16 protein-coding genes are annotated in these 21,277 nt (G+C 73.1%); 6 read left to right on the forward strand and 10 right to left on the reverse strand.

The window, feature by feature from the left end; all coding sequences use genetic code 11:
- Positions 1–54: 54 nt before the first annotated feature.
- The 4 genes from MUY14_RS27825 to leuC all read right to left on the reverse strand — a co-directional run bounded on the left by MUY14_RS27825 (position 55) and on the right by leuC (position 7,175).
- Positions 55–2,847: a BTAD domain-containing putative transcriptional regulator gene (locus tag MUY14_RS27825; RefSeq protein WP_247013407.1), complete on the reverse strand. Its 2,793-nt coding sequence runs from the start codon at positions 2,845–2,847 to the stop codon at positions 55–57.
- A 1,335-nt stretch (positions 2,848–4,182) separates the two neighbouring features.
- Positions 4,183–4,890 (reverse strand): HU family DNA-binding protein, encoded by a 708-nt coding sequence (locus MUY14_RS27830; protein WP_247013409.1) that lies wholly within the window; start codon positions 4,888–4,890, stop codon positions 4,183–4,185.
- A gap of 227 nt (positions 4,891–5,117) precedes the next feature.
- Positions 5,118–5,720 carry a 3-isopropylmalate dehydratase small subunit gene (gene leuD / locus MUY14_RS27835; protein ID WP_247013411.1) on the reverse strand — a complete coding sequence of 201 codons (603 nt, stop codon included), beginning with the start codon at positions 5,718–5,720 and terminating at the stop codon, positions 5,118–5,120.
- Between the two features lie 21 nt (positions 5,721–5,741).
- Positions 5,742–7,175 (reverse strand): 3-isopropylmalate dehydratase large subunit, encoded by a 1,434-nt coding sequence (gene leuC / locus MUY14_RS27840; RefSeq protein WP_247013413.1) that lies wholly within the window; start codon positions 7,173–7,175, stop codon positions 5,742–5,744.
- A gap of 143 nt (positions 7,176–7,318) precedes the next feature.
- Between leuC and MUY14_RS27845 the strand changes: the two genes are divergently transcribed.
- From MUY14_RS27845 to MUY14_RS27855, 3 genes are all read left to right on the forward strand, one after another.
- A complete protein-coding gene (locus tag MUY14_RS27845; RefSeq protein ID WP_163046815.1) occupies positions 7,319–8,020 on the forward strand; it encodes an IclR family transcriptional regulator in 702 nt (233 codons plus the stop codon).
- 128 nt (positions 8,021–8,148) lie between these two features.
- Positions 8,149–8,394 (forward strand): hypothetical protein, encoded by a 246-nt coding sequence (locus MUY14_RS27850; RefSeq protein WP_396126593.1) that lies wholly within the window; start codon positions 8,149–8,151, stop codon positions 8,392–8,394.
- A gap of 57 nt (positions 8,395–8,451) precedes the next feature.
- On the forward strand, positions 8,452–9,027 hold the full coding sequence (locus tag MUY14_RS27855; protein WP_247013417.1) for a hypothetical protein: 576 nt from the start codon (positions 8,452–8,454) through the stop codon (positions 9,025–9,027).
- On the opposite strand, the gene MUY14_RS27860 is transcribed toward MUY14_RS27855, so the two are convergent.
- Positions 9,024–9,545: a hypothetical protein gene (locus tag MUY14_RS27860; RefSeq protein ID WP_247013419.1), complete on the reverse strand. Its 522-nt coding sequence runs from the start codon at positions 9,543–9,545 to the stop codon at positions 9,024–9,026. The genes MUY14_RS27855 and MUY14_RS27860 overlap by 4 nt on opposite strands.
- 7 nt (positions 9,546–9,552) lie before the next feature.
- A complete protein-coding gene (locus tag MUY14_RS27865) occupies positions 9,553–11,607 on the reverse strand; it encodes a glycoside hydrolase family 3 C-terminal domain-containing protein (RefSeq protein WP_247013421.1) in 2,055 nt (684 codons plus the stop codon).
- Between the two features lie 130 nt (positions 11,608–11,737).
- Between MUY14_RS27865 and MUY14_RS27870 the strand changes: the two genes are divergently transcribed.
- Positions 11,738–12,223 (forward strand): hypothetical protein, encoded by a 486-nt coding sequence (locus tag MUY14_RS27870; RefSeq protein WP_247013426.1) that lies wholly within the window; start codon positions 11,738–11,740, stop codon positions 12,221–12,223.
- Between the two features lie 64 nt (positions 12,224–12,287).
- Here the strand turns inward: MUY14_RS27870 and MUY14_RS27875 are convergent, their stop codons facing one another.
- From MUY14_RS27875 to MUY14_RS27890, 4 genes are read right to left on the reverse strand one after another with little or no spacing between them, the layout of a single operon-like run.
- A complete protein-coding gene (locus MUY14_RS27875) occupies positions 12,288–13,259 on the reverse strand; it encodes a hypothetical protein (RefSeq protein WP_247013428.1) in 972 nt (323 codons plus the stop codon).
- Positions 13,256–16,657 carry an AAA family ATPase gene (locus tag MUY14_RS27880; RefSeq protein WP_247013430.1) on the reverse strand — a complete coding sequence of 1,134 codons (3,402 nt, stop codon included), beginning with the start codon at positions 16,655–16,657 and terminating at the stop codon, positions 13,256–13,258. Before MUY14_RS27880 ends, MUY14_RS27875 begins: the two co-directional genes overlap by 4 nt.
- Position 16,658: 1 nt before the next feature.
- Positions 16,659–17,819, reverse strand: a complete 1,161-nt coding sequence (locus tag MUY14_RS27885) for an exonuclease SbcCD subunit D (RefSeq protein ID WP_247013432.1) — start codon at positions 17,817–17,819, stop codon at positions 16,659–16,661.
- A gap of 35 nt (positions 17,820–17,854) precedes the next feature.
- Positions 17,855–19,597: an ATP-binding protein gene (locus MUY14_RS27890; protein ID WP_247013433.1), complete on the reverse strand. Its 1,743-nt coding sequence runs from the start codon at positions 19,595–19,597 to the stop codon at positions 17,855–17,857.
- 638 nt (positions 19,598–20,235) lie between these two features.
- Here MUY14_RS27890 and MUY14_RS27895 point away from each other — a divergent pair.
- Together MUY14_RS27895 and MUY14_RS27900 are read left to right on the forward strand one after the other, a co-directional pair.
- A complete protein-coding gene (locus tag MUY14_RS27895) occupies positions 20,236–20,898 on the forward strand; it encodes an HU family DNA-binding protein (protein ID WP_247013435.1) in 663 nt (220 codons plus the stop codon).
- A gap of 163 nt (positions 20,899–21,061) precedes the next feature.
- Positions 21,062–21,229, forward strand: coding sequence for a hypothetical protein (locus MUY14_RS27900; protein ID WP_247013437.1), 168 nt, complete (start codon positions 21,062–21,064; stop codon positions 21,227–21,229).
- Positions 21,230–21,277 lie beyond the last annotated feature (48 nt).

The following is a 21,277-nucleotide window of genomic DNA, read 5'->3' on the forward strand; positions in this document are numbered from 1 at the left end:
TCCTGACAGTAGATCTTGGTGTACTGGTCCCGGGTCCCGCTGGGCTGCGCCGGGCTAGGGGTACGGCGCATCCCCGGGCGAGGGCCCTTCTGTCGGCACTGTCGCCAGCAGGGCTTGGATCTCCGTGACCCGGGGGTCGCCGAGGCGCTGGCTGACGGTCAGCGCCTCGGCCCAATGGCCGCTCGCTTCGCGGTCGCGGCCGGTGCGCTGCTTGAGACGGCCCAAGGTGATCTGGACGTCGATGGTCCCGTAGTCGGCGTTCAGCTCCTTGAGCTCGGCCAACGCGTCGAGGCCCGCCTTCTCCGCTTCGTCGTGCCGTCCCGCTCCGGCGAGCGCCTCGGCGACGTTCCCCAGCGCCAGCGCCGCGTGGTAGCGGTCCCCCAGTTCGGCGAAGGCTTCGTGCGCGGCCTCGGCGGCTTCGGCCGCGTGGTCGTAGTCGTGCAGGCCGATGCGGCTGGCGCTGACGTTGAGCAGCGCGTGCGGGACGAACGTGCGCTGCCCGTGGTCTCGCGCGAGGTGGACGGCCTGGAGGGCGTAGCGCTCGGCTTCGGCGTACTCCGCGCGGACGTAATAGGCACCGGCGAGGTTCGACAGGATCGCCACGGCCAGCGCGGTCCCGCCGCCCGACTCCGTGGCGGCGCGGGCTTCCTCCAGCGCTTCCAGCGCTTTGTCGGGCTGCAGCGTGCGCAGGTAGGCCGAGCCGAGGTTGTTGGCGCTGTACTGGAGGCCGGTGTTGTCGCCGGCCTCGCGGGTCACGGCGACGGCCGCGCGCGCGGTGGTGATCCAGTCGTCGCGGTCGTGGCGCTCGGCGAAGAAGCCGCGCAGCAGCCACGCGAGTTTCCAGGCGTGCGCGGTCCAGCCGCGGCCGGCGGCGATGCCGACCAGCGCGGTGAGGGCCTGGCGTTCCGTGGCGTACCAGGCGATCGTCTGCTCGTGCTGGGTGAAGCGGACGGCGGGCAGCGGCGGCGGGCCGAGGGTGATGTCCTCGGTGAGCAGGTCCGGGCGAACCAGCTTGTTGGCCTCCGCGACCGTGGCGAGGTACCAGTCGAGGAGCCGGCGCAACGCGGCCGCGCGGTCTTCCGCCGTCGTCTCGGTTTCGACGAGTTCGCCGGCGTAGACGCGCAGGAGGTCGTGGAACTGGTAGCGGTCGGTGCCGGGCTGGTTGAGCAGGTGCGCGGCGGCGAGCTGGTCGGCGAGTTCGCGGGCTTCGCGCAGGTCGGCGCCCGCGAGCGCGGCGGCCGAGGACAGGCTGAACCCGTGGCCCGGGTGCAGGCCGAGCAGCCGGAAGAACCGCGCGGCGGCCGGGCGGAGGGCCTTGTAGGACCAGGAGAACGCGGCGCGCAGGTCGGTGCCGGCGTCCTGCGGGTCGCGCAGGGTGTCCAGGCGCAGCCGCTGGTCGCGGAGTTCTTCGACGATGCCGGCGAGCGAAACGCCGGGGAAGCGGGAAGCGCGTTCTCCGGCCAGCGCCAGCGCGAGCGGCAGGCGCCCGCAGAGCTGGAGGAGTTCGGCGACGGCACCGGGTTCGGCGGCCAGGCGCCGCGGGCCGACGCTGCCGGCGAGCAGCGCGGCGGCGTCGCCGTCGTCGAAGGACCGCAACGCGATGCGGCGGGCGCCGTCGCGCGCGACGAGGCCCCGCAACTGGTTTCGGCTGGTCACGACGACGAGGTTGCCGGACCCGGGCAGCAGCGGGCGGACCTGGTCGGCGTCGCGGGCGTTGTCGAGCAGCATGAGCGTGCGGCTGCCGTCGAGCCGGCTGCGCAGCAGCGCCGAACGTTCCTCCACTGTGGAAGGCACGGACTCGGGCGGGACGCCGAGCGCGCGGAGGAAGCCGGCGAGCGCGGCTTCCGGCGTCACGGGGGTGGCCGCGGAGTGGCCGCGCAGGTCGAGGAACAGCTGGCCGCCGGGGAACCGGTCGCGGACGCGGTGCGACCAGTGCACGGCCAGCGACGTCTTCCCGACGCCGGCGGTGCCTTCGATGACGACGATGCCGGACGCGCCGCCGGGCGGGAGCCGGTCGAGCTCGGCGATTTCGGGACCGCGGCCGGTGAAGCCGGCGACGTCGAAGGGCAGCTGCCGCGGAACGGTGTGCCCGGCGGGTCCGGCGTCGGCGGCGAGCAGTTCGGCGTGCAGCCGCCGCAGGTCTTCGCCCGGCTCGACGCCGAGTTCGTCGGCCAGCAGGGCCCGCAGCCCGGCGTAGCGCGCGAGTGCTTCGGCCCGGCGCCCGGACCGCGCGAGGGCGCGGACCAGCCGTTCCCACAACGACTCCCGCAGCGGGTGCTGGGCGACGAGGTCGGTGAGCTCGGCGACGAGCCGCGCGTCGGGCACGAGCCCGGTGTCGAGGTCGATGCGCTGCTCGACGGCGAAGAGGTGCCGTTCGGTGAGCAACGGCCCCCATTCCGCGGCGAGCGCGGGCGACCCGACGCCTTCGAGGGGAGCCCCGCCCCAGGTGGCGAGCGCGGCGGTGAGCAGCGCCCGCCGCTGCGCGGGTTCGGTGGTGGCGGCGGCCTGGTCGAGGGCGCGCAGGAAGCGCAGCGCGTCCACCCGGGACGGGTCGACGACCAGCCGGTACCCGTCCGGCTCGGTGACGACGGTGTCCTCACCGCAAAGCCGGCGCAGGCGCATGACGTAGGTCTGCAGGCTCCCCCGGATGTGCGCGGGCGGCGTCTCGCCCCAAACCCCGCGCGCGAGCGCATCGATCGACACCAGCCGGCCCGCGGCGAGGGCGAGGGTCGCGAGCAGCGCGCGCTGGCGGGAGCTCGTCAGCACGACCGGGGAACCGCCGACGAGCACCTGGAACGGGCCGAGCAGCCGGATGTCGATGGTGGTCGCCCCCAGGTGAGCCGTCACGCGCCGCCGGACCCGCACGCGGGCCCCGAGGAACGCAGCGTGGCATCACTCGGCCGGGCGCTCAAGCAACTTTGCGAAATTGGGCGGAACCGGTCCCGGGGCGGGGGTTGGGCCGAGCGGGTGGCGTGCGGTTCCGTTCGGGATAGCGGAGTTGGCGGTGAGTGACTTTCGTGAGCGGGCGGTTCGCCGGCTGGGCTTTCGGTTCGCTTTGGGGGCTCGGGGATCGCTTTCGCCGCGGCGGCCCGGTGCGAGCAGCCGGCCCGCAGCGTGGCGCCGAACGACCCACCCGGTCCGGGCTTCGCGGGTGGGGATCGCTTCCGCCGTACCGGCCCAGCGAAACTGTGTGACCTGCGACCGGGCCTACCCGGCCCGGCCTTAGTCCGGAACTCCGCGGGCGCGGATCGCTTCCGCCGCACCGGCCCGGGCGAGAGCAGCCGGAACCCGCCGCGTGGCACCAACCGGCCGGTCCGCAACTCCGCACGCGGACCGCTTCCACCGCACCCACCCGGCGAAACCAGCCAAACCACGTAACCCCCGACCAGGCCTACCCGGCCCGGTCCGGAACTCCGCACGCGGACCACTTCCACCGCACCCACCCGGCGAAACCAGCCAAACCACGTAACCCCCGACCAGGCCTACCCGGCCCGGTCCGGAACTCCGCACGCGGACCACTTCCACCGCACCCACCCGGCAAGACCAGCCGAAACCCGCCGCGTGGCACCAACCGGCCGGTCCGCAACTCCGCACGCGGACCACTTCCACCGCACCCACCCGGCGAAACCAGCCAAACCACGTAACCCCCGACCAGGCCTACCCGGCCCGGTCCGGAACTCCGCACGCGGACCACTTCCACCGCACCCACCCGGCAAGACCAGCCGAAACCCGCCGCGTGGCACCAACCGGCCGGTCCGGAACTCCGCACGCGGACCGCTTCCACCGCACCCACCCGGCGAAACCAGCCAAACCACGTAACCCCCGACCAGGCCTACCCGGCCCGGTCCGGAACTCCGCACGCGGACCACTTCCACCGCACCCACCCGGCGAAACCAGCCAAACCACGTAACCCCCGACCAGGCCTACCCGGCCCGGTCCGCAACTCCGCACGCGGACCACTTCCACCGCACCCACCCGGCAAGACCAGCCGGAACCCGCCGCGTGGCACCAGCCGCCCCCGGTCCGGAACTCCGTGCGCGGGGATCGCTTTCGCCGCGGCGGCCCCGGACATGCGGCGGGGCCCCGCGCACTTCGCACGGGGCCCCGCCGGAAAGTCGATCGCCTGAGCAGGGGTCGCCCCCTGATTTCACGTTACCGCAGGGGTCCGACAGTTTTCGGTGGTCAGCTCTTCTTCGCCGCGGTCGAGGTTCGCTTGGCCGGTGCCTTGGCCGCGGTGGTCTTCCGGGCCGTGGTCGTCCTGGCAGCCGGCTTCGCCGCAGTCGTCTTCGCCGCAGCAGGCTTCGCCGCCGTCGTCTTGGCAGCCGTGGTCTTCGCCGCAGCAGGCTTCGCCGCGGTCGCCTTCGGAGCCGCCTTCGCCCGCGTGGTCGTCTTGGCCGCGGCCGCCTTCGGGGCCGCTGCCGCGCGAGTCCGCGTGGTCGCCGGCTTCGCCGTCGTCGCGGCCGGCTTCGCCGCCGCTGCCCGGGTCCGCGTCGCCGTCGCCCGGGCCGCCGCCGGCTTCGCTGCCGCTGCGCGCGGTGTCGTCGCCCGAGTCGTCGTGGACGCGCGGTTCCCCGCGGCCGCCCGCTTCGCCGGCGTCGCCTTCGGCAGCTTCTTCGCCCCGGAAACGACGTCCTTGAAAGTCGTCCCGGCCCGGAACGCGGGCACGTTCGTCTTCTTGACCCGCACGGCTTCACCGGTACGCGGGTTCCGGGCCGTCCGGGCCGCGCGGGCGCGCTTCTCGAACACGCCGAAGCCGGTGATGTTGACCTTTTCGCCCTTGTTGACCGTCCGGATGATGATGTCGACCAGACCGTCGACCGCCTCGGAAGCGGCCTTCTTGTCGCCCAGGCGCTCCGTCAGCGCCTCGATCAGCTGGGCCTTGTTGGCCATTCCAGTCCTCCAAGAAGGGAGTACCCGTCCTCGGCCCGGTCGGCCGACCAGCACACGGTATTACCAAGGCAGCACAAATTCCAAACGGCACGCGGACCCTTTCCCTTGCCCCGGGGCGGGTTCCGCCTCGCGAAGAACGCCTCGCGAGGGCCGTTCGGCATCGACTGGACGCAGCCATGAAAACGGCGGGATCCCTTGAACCACAAGGGATCCCGCCGAAAAGTGGACTAGCCCGCCGCGATCGGCGTCGTCGTCGGCTTCCAGGACGGGCGGCCGCCCTCGAAGGCGTCGATCTCACCGGCATGGCGCAACGTGAGAGCGATGTCGTCCAGGCCCTCCAGCAGGCGCCAGCGGACGTAGTCGTCGATCTGGAAGGGCGCGGTGAAGTCCTTGGCCCGCACGGTCTTGGTCTCGAGGTCGACCGTGACCTCCGTGCCGGGCTCGTTCTCGAGCAGCTTCCAGAGCAGTTCGACGTCGTGCTGCTCGCACTGCGCGGCCACCAGGCCGCCCTTGCCGGAGTTGCCGCGGAAGATGTCGGCGAAGCGGGCCGAGATGACGGCCCGGAAGCCGTAGTCCATCAGCGCCCAGACGGCGTGCTCGCGGGAGGAACCGGTTCCGAAGTCCGGTCCCGCGACCAGCACGCTGCCGGCCTTGAACGGCTCGGAGTTGAGGATGAAGTCCTCGTCACCGCGCCAGGCGGCGAACAGGCCGTCCTCGAAGCCGGTCCGGGTGACCCGCTTGAGGTAGACCGCCGGGATGATCTGGTCGGTGTCCACGTTGGACCGGCGCAGCGGGACGCCGACGCCGGTGTGCTGGGTGAACGGTTCCATGGTGGGAGCTCCTCGGGTGGGTCAGCGGGCGGCGGTCAGCAGGTCTTCCGGCGACGAAAGCGTCCCCCGGACGGCCGTCGCGGCGGCCACCAGCGGCGACACCAGGTGCGTCCGGCCACCCTTGCCCTGCCTGCCCTCGAAGTTGCGGTTCGACGTCGACGCGCTGCGCTCGCCCGGCTTCAGCTGGTCCGGGTTCATGCCGAGGCACATGGAGCAGCCCGCCTGGCGCCACTCGGCGCCGGCCTCGGTGAAGACGGCGTCGAGCCCCTCGGCTTCGGCGGCCTTGCGGACCCGCATCGAGCCGGGGACCACCAGCATCCGGACCGACTCCGCCACCTTGCGCCCGCGCAGCACCTCGGCCGCGGCCCGCAGGTCCTCGATCCGGCCGTTGGTGCAGGAGCCGAGGAACACGGTGTCCACCGCGATCTCCCGCAGCGGCGTACCGGGCTTGAGATCCATGTAGGACAGGGCCTTCTCGGCCGCGACGCGGTCGTTCTCGTCCGGGATCCGCTCCGGGTCGGGCACCTCGGCGCCCAGCGGCAGGCCCTGGCCGGGGTTGGTGCCCCAGGTCACGAACGGCGTCAGCGCACTCGCGTCCAGGTGCACCTCGGCGTCGAACTCGGCGCCGTCGTCGGTGCGCAGCTGCCGCCAGTTTTCGACCGCCGCGTCCCAGTCGGCGCCGCTCGGCGCGTGCGGGCGGCCCTTCAGGTACTCGAACGTCGTCTCGTCCGGGGCGATCATCCCGGCGCGGGCGCCGGCCTCGATCGACATGTTGCAGACGGTCATCCGGGCTTCCATCGAGAGCGCCTCGATGGCCGAGCCGCGGTACTCCAGGATGTAGCCCTGGCCGCCGCCGGTGCCGATCTTGGCGATCACCGCGAGGATGACGTCCTTCGCCGTGACGCCGGGGCGCAGCTCGCCGTCGACCGTGATCGCCATCGTCTTGAAAGGACGGAGCGGCAGCGTCTGGGTGGCCATGACGTGCTCGACCTCGGACGTGCCGATGCCGAAGGCGATGGCGCCGAACGCGCCGTGCGTGGAGGTGTGGCTGTCGCCGCAGACAACGGTCATGCCGGGCTGGGTCAGGCCGAGCTGCGGGCCGATGACGTGCACGATGCCCTGCTCGGCGTCACCCATCGGGTGCAGCCGGACACCGAACTCCTTGCAGTTGCGCCGAAGGGTGTCGACCTGGGTGCGCGAGACCGGATCGGCGATGGGGAGCTCGATGTCGACGGTCGGGACGTTGTGGTCCTCGGTCGCGATGGTCAGGTCGGGGCGGCGCAGCGGCCGCCCGGCCAGCCGGAGGCCGTCGAAGGCCTGCGGGCTGGTCACTTCGTGCAGCAGGTGGAGGTCGATGTAGAGCAGATCCGGTTCGGCGCCTTCCCCTCGGCGCACGAGGTGGCTTTCCCACACCTTCTCCGCCAGTGTGCGGGCCTTGCCGGTCGGGCTGGTCATCTCCGGCTCCTTCCACGGTTCGACGTCGGAACTCGGGCGCGCACCGCGGGGGCGAATGCGAGCCGCGAAGGAGGGGCGCAGCTCGAGTTCAGGGTTTTCCCAGATGCTGGACTTCCCAAAGTGCGGGACGCTAGTATCGGGTCGTGGGACAGCATAGCGGTATCGGAGTACTGGACAAAGCAGTGGCCGTGCTGCAGGCGGTCGCGGACGACCCCTGCGGCCTCGCGGAACTCTGCACGCGAACCGGTCTGCCGCGGGCCACCGCGCACCGGCTCGCGGTCGGGCTCGAGGTGCACCGGTTGCTGCGCCGCGGTCCGGACGGGCGCTGGCGCCCCGGTACGGCACTGGCCGAACTGGCGGGCGGCTCGACGGATCCCCTGCTCGACGCGGCGGGCGTGGTGCTGCCGAAGCTGCGGGACGTCACCGGCGAAAGCGTGCAGCTCTACCGGCGCGACGGCGTCCAGCGCGTGTGCGTCGCGACGGCGGAACCGCCCAGCGGCCTGCGCGACACCGTCCCGATCGGTTCGCGGCTGCCGATGACGGCCGGTTCGGGCGCGAAGGTGCTCGCGGCTTGGGCGGACCCGCACACGCAGCGCACGATCCTGGCCGACGCGGTCTTCGGCGAGCGCACGCTCCTCGAGGTGCGCCGGCGCGGGTGGGCCCAGAGCGTGGCCGAGCGCGAGCCCGGCGTGGCGAGCATCTCGGCACCGGTGCGCGATTCGGCGGGCACGGTCGTGGCGGCGGTGTCGGTGTCCGGCCCGATCGAGCGGATCGGCCGCAAGCCGGGCGCCCGCTGGGCGGCCGACCTCCTCGCGGCGGCGGACGCCTTGCAGGAACGGCTTTAGGGAACCGCGCCGGCACTCGGGCTTGACCGGTTTCGAGGTGCACCGTTCGGGGGAACCTCGCGAAAACCGCGTATTCGGTGACGGCGGTCACGTCTCTTCAGGGTCGGAACCACCTGAGGGGGATGGCCATGCTGAACAGACGGGCACTGGCGATGTTGCGGGCGGTCGGCGCCGGCCGCGCCGAGCTGACCTGCAGTTGCGAACCGGACCTGCGGGTCGACGGCCTGCCGTGCTGCGACCAGTCCACCGCGCACGAGCTGGCGCGGGCGGGGCTGATCCGGGCGGCGCGGGTCGTGGCCGTCGGGCAGTGGGCGCGGGCGGAGCTCACCGACGACGGGCAGCGGGCGCTGGGTGGCACCCTCGCCGCGGCCTGAAGCAACCTTCGGGCAGGCTCGCGCGTGTACCCGCCGAGGACACCGCGAGGGGGACCCATGAAGTTCGTTCCGGGACTGCTCGGCGCCTGCCTGCTGCTGACGGCGTGTTCGGGCTCGCCACCGGCCGCGCCGCCGACCGTGACGGTGACGGCACCCGCGACCCCGTCGGCGGCCACCGCCGACCCGGCCGTGCTCAGCTGGATGGACGGCTTCTGCTCCGCGATCCACGGCTACCGCGACCGCACCAACGACGAGGCCGCTCCCGGCAAGCCCGAGCCGGGCTCGGTGGCCGAAGCGCAGAAGGTGCTGAGCGAGACGCTGGGCGGCATCGCGGCCCGCACCGGCGAGGTGGTCGACAAGCTCACGGCCCTGCCCCCGGGCCCGGTCCCGACCGCCGAGAAGGTCCGGCAGGCGTTCGTGAAGAAGTACACGACGGCCCGCGACCACGCGGCCGAGGCGAAGAAGGCCCTCGACAGCGCCCGGCCCGGCGACGGCGCGTCCCAGCTCCCCGCGGCGGACGCCGTCAAGCGCGCGCAGCAGGACCTCGACGGGGCGTACGACCCGATCGCGCCGATGGTGGACTCCCCGGACCTGATACAGGCCGCCGCGACCGTGCCGGGCTGCAAGGGCTAGAGCGGATGGGCGCGGTACGCCGGATCCGGCGCTCCGAACTCGAGCGCGTTCTCGTCCAGCCCGTTGGACACCGCCACGGAGTCCCCGCCCGCGAAGACGAACCTCGGCGCGACCATGCCGTGCGCCAGGTCCGCACCCGCCCAGGCGAGCAGCTCCACCGACGCCAGGTCCCGCCCCCGCAGCCCGGCCGGCCCGGCCCGCGCGTCGTCCCGCCAGGCCAGGCGGAACGGGGGCTCGCCGCCGTCGGTCCACGTCGGGGTGGCGGCCGGCCGGATCGTGTTCCAGGTGATCGACAGCTCGTCGAACTTCCAGTGGCACAGCTCGACCTGCTCCCCCGAGAAGTCGAGCAGCACCGGGCAGTCCGCGAACCACGAATCGTCGTCGAGGTCCCACGCCAGCCACGCGTGGCTGAGCCGCCGTCCCGCCAAGGCCGCCAGGCGGGCACCGTGGGCCGCCGTGATCGCCCCGCGGCCGCTCAGCCACCGCGGCTCGTACCCCTCGATCCCGAAGAACGTCACCCCACCATCATCGCGGCAGCGACGCCCGCAGCGGCAAGGACCGCGAAGAGTCGCCGACCGAGACCGTGAAGCCGCCGTGCGCCGGCTGCCACGCGTGGCCGGCCGTGTCCCACACCGAGAAGTCGCGCGCGGCCAGCCGGATCGTCACGCGCTGGGACTCCCCGGGCGCCAGTGAAACCCGCGAGAACCCCTTCAGCTGCCGAGGCGGTTCCCCGGCCGCCGCCGGGAAGCCCAGGTACAGCTGGGCGACCTCCGCGCCCGCCCGCCGTCCGGTGTTGCGGACCGTGAACGTCGCCGTGGCGCCGTCGCCCGTGGTGCGCACCGACAACCCGGAGAACGCGAACTTCGTGTACGACAGCCCGTACCCGAACGGGAACAGCGGCACCCGGTCCTGCGCGTCGAACCAGCGGTAGCCGACCTGCAGCCCCTCCGAATAGGTCGCGACACCACCGACACCCGGGAACTGCGCGGGCGTGTTCGCCGGGGTGTCCGCGTCCGCCGCCGGGAACGTGATCGGCAGCTTGGCCGAAGGGTCGACGTCGCCGAACAGCACGCCCGCCACCGCGGCGCCGTCCTGCTGGCCGGGGTACCACGCCTGCAGGATCGCGGGCACCGAAGCCGCCCACGGCATCAGCACCGGGCCGCCGCTCTTCACCACGACCACCGTGCTCGGGTTCGCCGCGGCGACCGCGGCCACCAGCGCGTCCTGGTTGCCCGCCAGCGCCAGGCTCGGCCGGTCCTTGCCCTCGGTCTCGTCGTCCCCGACCATCACCACGCTGACGTCCGCCGTGCGCGCCAGCTCCGCCGCCCTCGTGACGTCGCTGCCGTCGTCGAGCGTCACGGCAGCACCGGGAACGCGCTGCCGGAGCCCGGGCAACGGGTCCACTGTGGACGTCGGGATGACCGCCGAGCTGCCACCGCCACCGGTCTTGGCCTTGGTCGCGTACGGGCCGATCAGCGCGATCGACTTCACCGCACGGTCGTCGAGCGGGAGCTGGGCGTGCTCGTTGCGCAGCAGCACCATGCCGCGTTCGGCGAACTCCTTCGCGGCGGCGTCGTGCTGCGCGGTCGGCAACGGCGAGAGCACCGGCGGGTGGTCGAACTGCCCGAAGGCGAACATCGTGCGAAACCGCGGCAGCAGCAGCTCGTCGACGCGCTGTTCGGTGACCTGCCCGGCGAGCACGGCCTGCTTCATCCTGTCGCCGTACCAGGTGCCGTCGATCATCTCGAGGTTCATGCCCGCGGCCGCCGACCCGAGGGTGCTGTGCGCGGCGCCCCAGTCCGACTGGACGAACCCCGTGAACCCCCAGTCGTCGCGCAGCTTGCCCTGCAGCAGCGCCGGGTTCTCGCACGTGAAGATGCCGTTGATCTTCGGGTACGCGCACATCACCGAGCCGGCGTGGCCTTCGACGACCGACTGCTCGAAGTGCGGCAGGTAGATCTCGTTGAGCGTGCGCTCGTCGATGTGCTCGTCGACGCTCTGCCGCTGCGTCTCCTGGTTGTTCGCCGCGTAGTGCTTGACCTCGGCGATCGTGCCGTTCTCCTGGATGCCGCGGATGTCGGCGGCGGCCAGCGCGCCGGCGAGCACGGGGTCCTCCCCCATGCCCTCGAACGTCCGGCCGTTGCGCGGGACGCGGGCGATGTTGATGTCCGGCGCCTCGGACACGTTGTGCGCGAGCGCGCGGGTTTCGCTGCCGATCAGCCGGCCGTACCGGCGTGCGACGCCGGTGTCGAACGTCGACGCCAGGGCCATGGTCGCGGGCAGCGCGGTCGCCGGCTTCTGCGGCTTGTCGTCGGCCGGGCCCATGCCCGCCGGGCCGTTGGCGATGCGGAACCCGGGTACGCCGAGGCGCGGGATCGGCGGCACGTACCGCTGGTGCTCGGCGTCGGGCTGCAGGTGCAGCTGGGAGATCTTCTCGTCGAGGGTCATCGCGGCGATCAGCTCGGCGGCCCGGCGATCGGGCGGCTGCCCGGCTTCGCGCCAGGGTTGGGCAGCCGCCGCGGCGGGCGTCGCCAGCGACAAACCCAGGACGACAGCGAGAACGAGCCGGCCGTTGCGCATCGGCCAAGCTAACCCCATACATGAGCGGGAAACATAGACGCGACGATGTTCACGTACATGAAATTTCCCGCGGGCTCAACCGTTTCCCCGGCTCAAGCGTGGGAGGAGCACGAAGGAGAGGGGACGAACCATGGTCAAGAAAACCCTGATCGGCCTAATGGCGGCGAGCGCGGCGACGGTCGCGCTCGCGGCTCCGGCGAGCGCGGCCGGCGTCAGCTGGGGACTGACCCAGCAGGTGGAGCCGGGCGGCCGGGTCGACGCGGAAACCCACGCGGCGCTGGGCGGCTGCTCGCCGAAGACGGCGGTCACGTCGAAGGGGTTCGCGGCGCCGCTGGTGTTCACCGAGGGCGGCAACTTCGGCCGCGCCGGCGGCCACACCACGGCGATCACGACGCCGGGCAAGTACACCGCGCAGTTCACCTGCTCGGACGGCCGCGTGGCCACCGGCAGCTTCACCATCCTCGGCACGCCGCCGCCGAGCAGCTCGGCGCACCCGAAACCGCCCACGACCAAGCCGAAGCCACCGGCGACGTCGAAGGCACCCAAGCCGGCGAAACCCCAGGTCGCGGTCAAGCCGGCCGGTGCGCCGCAGACGGGGGACGGCTCGCTGAGCTGATCCGCCACCCCGGACACCCCGGGACGGCGCGCGCTCCCAGGCCCACCGTCCCGGGGCCCCGGCGTCAGCGAGCGGCCGCCAGGCGCAGCGCGCGGTAGACGAACTGCTGGTCCCCCAGCCGGTGCCGCAGGTCGCGCTCCAGCCCGGCGATCGGGTACAGGTTCTGCGGCGCGCGCGAGTCCTTGTAGGCCACCGACGCGAACCGCCCCAGCACCGACTGCGTGAGGTTCGCCAGCCCGGCCACCTCCGCGCGCCCGAGGTGCGGCGCCGCCTCCACCCGCACGACCCCCGACCACGGCGGGCCGCCGACGGACGGCAGGCGCAGGTACCAGGAGTGCCGGACCCAGCTCGTCCCCATCAGGAACACCGGTGTCCGCTGGTGCGGCCCGAGCGCGCCGACCATCGCGTTGAGCTCGCCGGGCAGGTAGGTCGTCTGGTGGCTCTTGATGAACCCGACCGCCCGCTCGAGGTGCGCGCGCCCGCGCAACGGCCCGTCCACGACCAGCAGATCGCTGCGCACGTGGCTCGCCGTGCGCGCCCGGACCGCCGTTTCCAGCTCGGCTTCGGCCAGCTGCTCCTGCAACGCCGAGGACAGCACCACCGGCAGCGGCTTGTCTTCCTTGGGCGCCGCGCGGTGCGCCGTGTAGACGCCCGCCGGGGTCGCGATGTCGTCCGCCTGCGGCGCCACCGTGAACAACCCGCGCCGGACGTCGGTGCCGACGACGTGCGCCTGCCCCTCGCAGCAGCACACCACGCCGGCCGCGTAGGACGCGCAGATCCCGATCGACGCCGAGTTCGTGCCCGCCGGGTCGTCGATCCAGACGCGCGCGTCGATCCGCCGGACGCCGTCGACGAACAGCACGGCCTCGGGCGGCGTCACCGGGGACGGGTCGATCGGCGCCCACTCGTCTTCCGGGACTTCGACGTCGAGCTCGACCTCGGCCTGGGACCGGCCCAGCTCCTCGGCCTCCATCGAGCTGCCGTAGCCCGGGTCCCAGGTGTCGATGCTGAAGTTCATGCCTGCCACGGCGGTCATGCGCCCTCCCTGCCGATGTGCGAGCCGGACCCGTCGCGGGTGACCAGGAACCGCACCGGGACGCGCTCGGCCAGCGCCGGCACGTGCGTGATCACCCCGACCATCCGGGAGCCGGTGGCGGCGAGGTTCTCCAGCGTGGACGCCACGACGTCGAGGGTGGCTTCGTCCAGCGTCCCGAAACCTTCGTCGAGGAAGATGGACTCGAGCCGGGTCGCGCCCTCCGCGGCCATCGCGCCGAGCTGCGACGACAACGCCAGCGCCAGCGAAAGCGACGCCTGGAACGTCTCCCCGCCGGACAGCGTCTTGACCGGGCGCCGCGCGTCGGCCTCGTTGTGGTCCACCACCAGGAAATCGCCCTTGTCGTGGGTGAGCTCGAACTGGCCGCCGGAGAGTTCGAGCAGCGACGCCGACGCCTCGGCGACCAGCGTGTCGAGCGCACCCGCGATGAGCCAGCGCGGGAACTTGTCCGAGCGCAGCAGATCCGCGAGCAGCCGCGCGACCTGCGACTCCGCCTCCGCGGCCGCGATGTCGGCCTGCAGCCCCGCCACGTGCGCCACGCGCCGCTTCATTTCCGTGTGGTCGGCTTCGGCGCGGGCCCGCGCGGTCGCGAGGGCCACCGGCGCCCGGTCCCGCACCGATCCTTCGGGCAGCTCGACCTCGAGCGCGGTGATGTCGCCCGCGACCGCGCGTTCGGCCGCCCGCAACGCTTCGGCGGCCTCGCGCTCGGCGGTGCCGGCGGCGGCCAGCCGGTCGCGGTGCTCGCTCGCCTGCCCGGCCGCCCAGTCCGTCAACGCGGTCCAGGCGGCGAGCAGGCTTTCGCCGTCGATCGGCGGCGCACCCAGACCGACGAGGGGATCGCGTGCGCGGGACAGCCGCTGCCGTTCCGCCGCCACCTGCTCGGCGACGCGGGCCTGGGCTTCCGCCGCTTGTTTCGCGGCCGCGCGGGCGGTCCGCAGGCCGGCGTCGGCGGCTTTCGCGGCTCGTTCCAGTTCGGCGACCCGCGCGAGCTGCTCGGTGACGGCTTCGGCCGACGGCGCGTCCTTCAGCGTTTCGACCAGTTCACCGTGCCGGCGCCGGGTCGTGGTCACCGCGGTGCTCGCCGACTGCTCGGCCAGCGCCGCTTCCTCCGCTTGCTTCCGCCGCTGCTCGGCGGCCCGTTCGGCGGAGGCGAGGTCGTCCGCCGCGACGACGGCTTCCTTGCCCGCGGCTTCGGCGGCCGCTTCGAGCGCGGCCAGCGCGGTCCGCCGGTCCTCGACCGCCGACGCCGCCCACGACGTCAGCAGCCGCCAGCCCGCCGGGACGTCCCCGGTGTCGACCGCGGGCGCGCCCAGCTCCACCAGGGGATCGCGGGCCGCCCGCAGTGCTTCCTTGGCCGCGGCGAACGACTTTTCGACGACGTCGGCCTCGCGCTGTGCGGCCGCGCGGCCGGTGCGGGCCGCCGCCAGCTCCCGGTCGGCGGCGGTCGCGGCCTCGGCGACGCGGGTGCGGGCGTCGATCGTCGCCGACAGCCACTCGCCCCGCTCCCGCACGGCCGTGACGAGATCCGCGTAGTCCTGCTCGGAAAACGCCGCCTCGACGGGGCGGCGCAGGACCACCGACTCCGGTGGTCCGGCCACTCCCGCGAGCACCTCGCGCAGTTCTTCCGCCTGCGCGGCCGCCGACGCGGCGGAGTCGGCGTCGCGGTCCACGGCCCGTTCCAGCTTGCGCAGCGCGGACTCGGCGGCGGCGCGGGCGGCTTCGGCCCGCTCCAGGCGTTCCCGCGCCTCGGCGAGGTGGGCGTGCCCGCCGGCGTCGGGCAGCGCCGCGACTTCCTGCTCGCACACCGGGCACGGGTGCCCGACGGCGAGCCCGGCCCGCAGGCCCAGCGCCTGCCCGGCCCGGTCGGCTTCGGTCACCGCCGCCTTCGCCGCGGTGACTTCGGCGTCGGCATCGGCGAAGGCGCTTCGCGCCGCTTCGAGTTCCGTCCGGCGCGCGGCCTGCTCGGGCGCGGCCTTGCGCTGGGCTTCGGCGACCGCGTAGAGCGTCCGGGCGTCGGAGCGCGCGGCGGCCAGCGGGGCGACGTCGGGCTGCGCGGCCAGCGCCGCGCGGGCTTCGGCGTCGGCGGTCTCGGCGGCGCGCAGGCGGGCGTCGGCCTCGGCCGTGCGCTTCGCCACCCGCGCCGCCTCTTCCGACAGGTCGCCGAGATCCGCGGGCGGCCGCACCCCGCTCAGCCGGTCGCGTTCCCGGCGGGACGCCTCCGCCCGCGCGGCCGCGTCCTCGGCGGCGCGGGCGGTGGTGTCCCGGGTCTTGCGGGCCGACTCGACCGCGGCCACGGCTTCGGCGACCGCCGCCGACGCGGCCGTCTTCGCCGCCGTTGCCGATTTCGCCGCTTCTTCCAGGCCCGGGAGTGCCTTCTCGGCTTCGGCGAGTTCCGCGCGGGCGGCGCGGATCCGTTCCAGCTCGCCGCGGTCCGGCGCGGCGGCCAGCGCGGCACGAGCCGCTTCGTCCGCCGCCTCACCGGCTTCCAGCCCGGCCCGCGCGGCCGTCGTCGCGTCGACCGCCGCCCGGCGCCGGGTTTCGAGGTCTTCGACGCCGTCCGGGCGTTCCAGCGCGTCGAGGACGCTCAGTTCCTTCGTCAGCGCGGCGACGCGTTGCCGCGCTTCGTCGTGCGCGCGGGTCGCGTCGTTCAGCCCGGGCAGGGCCGCGGTCACGCGCGCGTCCAGCTCGGCGAGGGCGGTCATCCGCGCGGCGAGCGCGTCGACGGCCTCCGCGGTCGCGTCGGCGTAGCTGCCCAGCTGTTCGGTGAGGACGGCCGCCCGCTGCTTCTGCTGCTCCGCCGTCACACCGGCGCGGCGGCCGATCCGCTCGTAGACCTCCAGGCCCAGCAGCTTGATGAGGATCTTCTGCCGGTCGGCGGCCTTGGCGTGCAGGAACTCCGCGAAGTCGCCCTGCGGCAGCGCCACGCAGGTGCAGAAGTGCTTGAACGTCAACCCGAGCAGGCGTTCGACCGCCGGGGTGACCTCGGAGTCCGCGGCGACCGGGTCGGCGTCGTCCTCCGGCCCGCCGAGCGCGGTGGGGTCGACCAGCCGTTCCAGGCGGACGTTCTTGACGCTGACCGTGGGTTTCTTCCCGCCGCTGCGCCGGACTTCCCGCACGACGTGGTAGCGCGTGCCGCCCGCGTCGAACACCAGCCGCACGGTGGCCCGGTTCGCCGTCGGCGCGAGCGCGGGCGCGACCAGGCCTTCGTGGTCCCAGCGGGCGACGGAGCCGTAGAGGGCGAAGGTGAGCGCGTCGATCACGGTGCTCTTGCCCGCGCCGGTCGGCCCGACGAGGGCGAAGTAGTCGGTGTCCGCGAAGCTGACTTCGGTCTTCTCGCGGAAGGACGCGAAGCCGGTCATCTCCAGCAGCACTGGCCGCATGTCACACCCCGCTCGTCTCTTCGTCGTGCAGCCGCGCGAAGAGCGACTGGACGCGCTTGTCGTCGACGGTCCGTTCTTCGCAGTAGGACGCGAACAGCTCCCCCGGTGAGCGGTCCGCGATCGCGCGGTCGCCCGCCGACGTCGTGATCGGCGCGGCGAACTCCGGGTCGATGCGGATTTCCAGGGCGTTGGGCAGGGCCTCCTGGATTTCCTCGCGCAGCCCGGCCCTGGTCGCCTCGCGGACGTAGACGCGCAGGTAGTCCTCGCCGAACTCCGCCGCGCGGCCGGTCAGCTCGGCCACCGTGCCGTGGACGGTCCGCAGCCGCCGCCCCGCGGTCATCGGCAGGTCCGTGATCTTCGCCGGCGTCGTCGGCGAAACCTCGACGGCGAGCACCACGCTCTTGTTGTCCTGCTCGCCGAAGTCGACGGCGAACGGCGAACCGCTGTAGTGCACCGGGCACGCGGCGGGCAGCGACTGGCGGCGGTGCAGGTGACCGAGCGCGACGTAGTGCGGGTCGGCGCCGAACGCCGTGGCGGGCACGTGGTACTCGAAGATGGACTGCGCCGCGCGCTCGCCGCCGCCCAGCGCGCCGCCGGTCACCGTCAGGTGCGCCATGACGAGGTTGACCGCGCCGGGTGTGAAGCCTTCCTTGAGGCGTTCCACAATGTCGCGCACGCGCTGGTCGTACTCGCCGACGTTGTCCGCCGGGGTCCCGGTGATCAGCTCGGCGGCGCGGACCGCGTAGCGCTGGGAAAGGAAGGGCAGCACGGCGACGTTGACGCGCTCGCCGGTCGACCGCGCGTCGAACGACACGACCCCGCCGTCGGCGGCCGGGCGCGGGTTCCCGGTGAGGTGGATGCCCGCTTTGCGCAGCAGCGGCCGGTACGCCTCGAACGTCGCGGCGTGGTCGTGGTTCCCGGCGATGGCCAGCACCTCGGCACCGGTCTCGCGCAGCGCCATCAGCGCCTGCACCACGAGCTCCTGCGCGGCGGCCGAAGGCGCCGACGTCTCGTACAGGTCACCCGCGACGAGGACCGCGTCGAACTCCTCCTTCCGCGCGATCCGGACGATTTCGCCGAGCACCGCGCGCTGCTCGTCGAGCCGGTTGCGGCCCTTGAGCGTCTTGCCGACGTGCCAATCGGAGGTGTGCAGGAACTTCACACTTCGTCCTTCCGTTCGGATAGCGGGCAGCGGGCTCAGAAGGGCGGCGGGTCGTCACCGAAGGGGTCGGCGCTGCCCGAGGGCAGGCCGGCGAAGGGATCGGCCTTCTTCGCCGACGCCGTCTTCACCGGCACCTGACCGGCCTCGGAAAGCCGCGTGGCCCAGGCCGGGAACGGGAAGCCGACGGCGATCGGCACCGGGATCTCCGGCTGGCTCACGAACATCGTGCCCGGCGTGGCGAGCGTCGCGCGGACCCGCTGGCTCTGCGGCAGGAAGCCGTACTCGGGCCGCGAAGCCTCGGCGGCGTCGAGGCGCCCGACGATCCGCACCGAGCTGTTGCTGACGATCCGGCGCTCGACCTCGCTGGCGGTCTGCTGCGCGCCGATCAGGATGACGCCGAGGGAGCGGCCGCGCTCGGCGATGTCCAGCAGCACCTCCTTGATGGGGCTGCTGCCTTCCCGCGGCGCGTACTTGTTGAGCTCGTCCAGCATGGTGAACAGCAACCCGCCCGGGCCGGCGGCTTCCTTGCGCGCGGTCTCCGCCGCCAGCGTCACCCCGACCACGAACCGCTGCGCGCGTTCGACGAGGTTGTGGATGTCCACCACGGTCACCTGCTGGTTCTCCGTGGACAACGAGCGCGCGGGGTGGTCCGCGAGGTCGCCGCGGATGAGGCCGGACAGCGCGCGCTGGCTGGAGCGCAGGCGGCGGATGAACGCGTTGACCGTGCCCGCACCGGTGACCGCACCCGCCCAGCTCGCGCGGGTTTCCTCGTCGGTGACGCGTTCGCAGACGACGTCGACGAGTTCCGCGTAGGTGCGGCAGAGCACGCCGTCGACGTTGGCCGCGCCGTCCTTGCCGGCCGGGGTGCTGTCCAGCCGCAACCGGTTCGCGACCTGGTGGATGACCATCGTGTACTGGTTGCGCTCGTCCTCGGCGTCGGCGAAGACGTAGGGCAGCAGGTCCTTCGCGCAGAACTCCGCGATGGTCCACCAGAACGCGCCGACCCCCGAGGTCCGCCCGGTGACGTAAGGCTTCCCCGTGGTGTCCGACGGCGTCGGCGGCGCGTAGAACCCGACGGAGGCGAACGGCTCCGCGGGCAGGCCGAGCTTGGCGTACCCGGCCTTGAGCTTCTCGTCGAGGTGGACGTTCGGGGTGTCGAGGAACAGCAGGTCCTCGCCCTTCACGGAGAAGACGAGGGCCTTGGCGTTGTGGGCGTTGGGCAGGGCGCCGCCGCGGAAGATCGAGTGCAGCAGGAACAACGCGAACGACGTCTTGGTGGCCACGCCGGAGACCCCGCTGATGCTGACGTGCGCACCCCGCGTGCCGTCGAGGAAGTCCATGTTGAGGAAGACGGGTTCGCCGTCGCGGCCGAGGCCGACCGCCACCTGGCGGGTCATGTTGTCGAAGTACAGCGCCTGCGCGCGATCTTCCCCCACGGCGCGCGAGACGACGGCGCCCGGCTTGGGCGGCACGTAGCACTCGGGTTCGACGCGGGTGGTGGCGATCTCGGCGATCTCCTGCACCTGCGCGGGCAGGACACCGTCGGAGATCAGGAAGACGTCGCTGCCGAAGCTGGCGCCTTCGTGCCGCGCGCTCACCTGCGTGACCACGCCGTAAGAGGTGACTTCCCCGAGCCCCGGCAGATCCCGCCGGGTCACGACGACGTCGTCGAGCTGCAGATAGGCTTCCGGATCGATGGCCACGCTGAACTGCAGCGGCGTCGAGTCCTCGGTGCCTGCCACCCGTCCGACCACGGTGGTGAGCGTCTCCTGGTCCACGGTTCTCCCTGTCCGCGCGGGTGTTCCTCCCGCGGCAGACTAGCCCGCCTGCGGTTTCGCCCCGCGTCCAACACGGTGTTGTCCCCGGGTTGCCCGCGCGGGCCAAGACTGCGCCGAACGAGTGAGTTCACCCTTCGGGGAAGATCCTTTCGCCGCCGCAGGCCGGTTTCCGGCGGGCGCCGGCGTCCCGCTCGCCAAGCCCCGCAGCGGGTCCGGCGCCGCCCGCGTCCCGCTTCCCCTGGCTCCACGGCGAAGCGGCGCCGGACGGCCCTCGGACGGCCTCCGGGCGGGGCCCCGAACCCCGGCCGCTGCGCGGGATCGGGGCCCGGTGGCCCCCGCCACACGGCGGGAGGGGCCGCTCCGGGCGTGTCGCGGGGAAAGTTCTCCAAAAGGCCCTCGGGTCCTATATGGACGACCACTGTGGACGGCACCGGGTTGGCATTTTGCCTGCTCAGAGCCGTGGCCGGACACCGGGGCGCGGTCCGGGAACTCTCCGGGGGAGGCCGCCGGAGAGGCGGAACCCGCCCCCGTACAAGGAAAAATTTCGACCCCCGGTTGGATTTTGTGCGGTATTGGTAATACCGTGTGCAGTGTCGGCCGAGATGGGCCGTGACTAAGTTCCACTATGGAGGACTGGAATGACGAACAAGGCCCAGCTGATCGAGGCGCTGTCGGAGCGTCTGGGCGACAAGAAGGTGGCTTCGCAGGCCGTTGACGGTCTGGTGGACATCATCATCCGGACGGTCAACAAGGGCGAGAAGGTCAACATCACCGGCTTCGGTGTGTTCGAGAAGCGCGCCCGCGCCGCTCGTACCGCGCGCAACCCGCGCACCGGTGAGGCCGTGCGCGTCAAGAAGACCAACGTGCCCGCCTTCCGCGCCGGCACGACCTTCAAGGACGTCATCTCCGGCACCAAGAAGCTGCCGAAGGCCACCCCGGTCAAGCGCGCCGCCGCGGCGACGACGACCCGCGCGACCGCCACCAAGGCCGCCGCCGCGGCCCCGGCCAAGGCCACCACCACCCGCACCACGCGGGCGGCCGCCGCCAAGCCGGCCACCACGCGGGCGACCACCACGCGCACCCGCGCCGCCGCCGCCAAGCCGGCCGCCAAGGCCACCGCCACCAAGGCGGCCCCGAAGACCGCGGCGAAGACCACCGCGGCCAAGGCCACCACGGCGAAGGCCACCACCACCCGCGCCAAGGCCGCCGCCAAGCCGGCCGCGACCAAGACCGCCGCGGCGAAGAAGCCCGCCGCCGCCAAGGCTCCGGCCAAGCGCACCTCCGCCGCCAAGAAGAAGTAGTTCCACCCCCTGGCGACATCGGAAGGGCCCCGCACCGAACTGGTGCGGGGCCCTTCCGCGTTCCCGGTACCGGTCCCGGCCCACCCGTTGGGGTGAACGCTCGTGGTTGCCGGTCCCGGTTCCGGGGTAGCCGCCGGGAATCACACCCGGCAAAGGAGTCGAGATGACGGAGAACGAGAACCGGCCGCAGGACCCCGAAGCGGACCTGGCCCACAGCCGTCAGTCCATCAAGGAGGCCAAGGAGGCCGCCGAACAGGCCCACCTGGCCGACGCGGACGACGCCGACGCCCCGGGCGAGTCGGGCTTCGATCCGGGAATGCGAGCCGATTAACCCACCGCACGTCGGCCGAGTGGACGGGAAATTGCCGTACCTATCCTC

Source organism: Amycolatopsis sp. FBCC-B4732 (assembly GCF_023008405.1).
Lineage (GTDB): Bacteria > Actinomycetota > Actinomycetes > Mycobacteriales > Pseudonocardiaceae > Amycolatopsis > Amycolatopsis pretoriensis_A.

Excerpts from the sequence above, each read along its gene's own strand:
- MUY14_RS27830 (WP_247013409.1), bottom strand. The coding sequence starts at position 4,890 with ATGGCCAACAAGGCCCAGCTGATCGAGGCGCTGACGGAGCGCCTGGGC.
- leuD (WP_247013411.1), bottom strand. The coding sequence starts at position 5,720 with ATGGAACCGTTCACCCAGCACACCGGCGTCGGCGTCCCGCTGCGCCGG.
- leuC (WP_247013413.1), bottom strand. The coding sequence starts at position 7,175 with ATGACCAGCCCGACCGGCAAGGCCCGCACACTGGCGGAGAAGGTGTGG.
- MUY14_RS27850 (WP_396126593.1), top strand. The coding sequence starts at position 8,149 with ATGCTGAACAGACGGGCACTGGCGATGTTGCGGGCGGTCGGCGCCGGC.
- MUY14_RS27855 (WP_247013417.1), top strand. The coding sequence starts at position 8,452 with ATGAAGTTCGTTCCGGGACTGCTCGGCGCCTGCCTGCTGCTGACGGCG.
- MUY14_RS27865 (WP_247013421.1), bottom strand. The coding sequence starts at position 11,607 with ATGCGCAACGGCCGGCTCGTTCTCGCTGTCGTCCTGGGTTTGTCGCTG.
- MUY14_RS27870 (WP_247013426.1), top strand. The coding sequence starts at position 11,738 with ATGGTCAAGAAAACCCTGATCGGCCTAATGGCGGCGAGCGCGGCGACG.
- MUY14_RS27875 (WP_247013428.1), bottom strand. The coding sequence starts at position 13,259 with ATGACCGCCGTGGCAGGCATGAACTTCAGCATCGACACCTGGGACCCG.
- MUY14_RS27880 (WP_247013430.1), bottom strand. The coding sequence starts at position 16,657 with ATGCGGCCAGTGCTGCTGGAGATGACCGGCTTCGCGTCCTTCCGCGAG.
- MUY14_RS27895 (WP_247013435.1), top strand. The coding sequence starts at position 20,236 with ATGACGAACAAGGCCCAGCTGATCGAGGCGCTGTCGGAGCGTCTGGGC.
- MUY14_RS27900 (WP_247013437.1), top strand. The coding sequence starts at position 21,062 with ATGACGGAGAACGAGAACCGGCCGCAGGACCCCGAAGCGGACCTGGCC.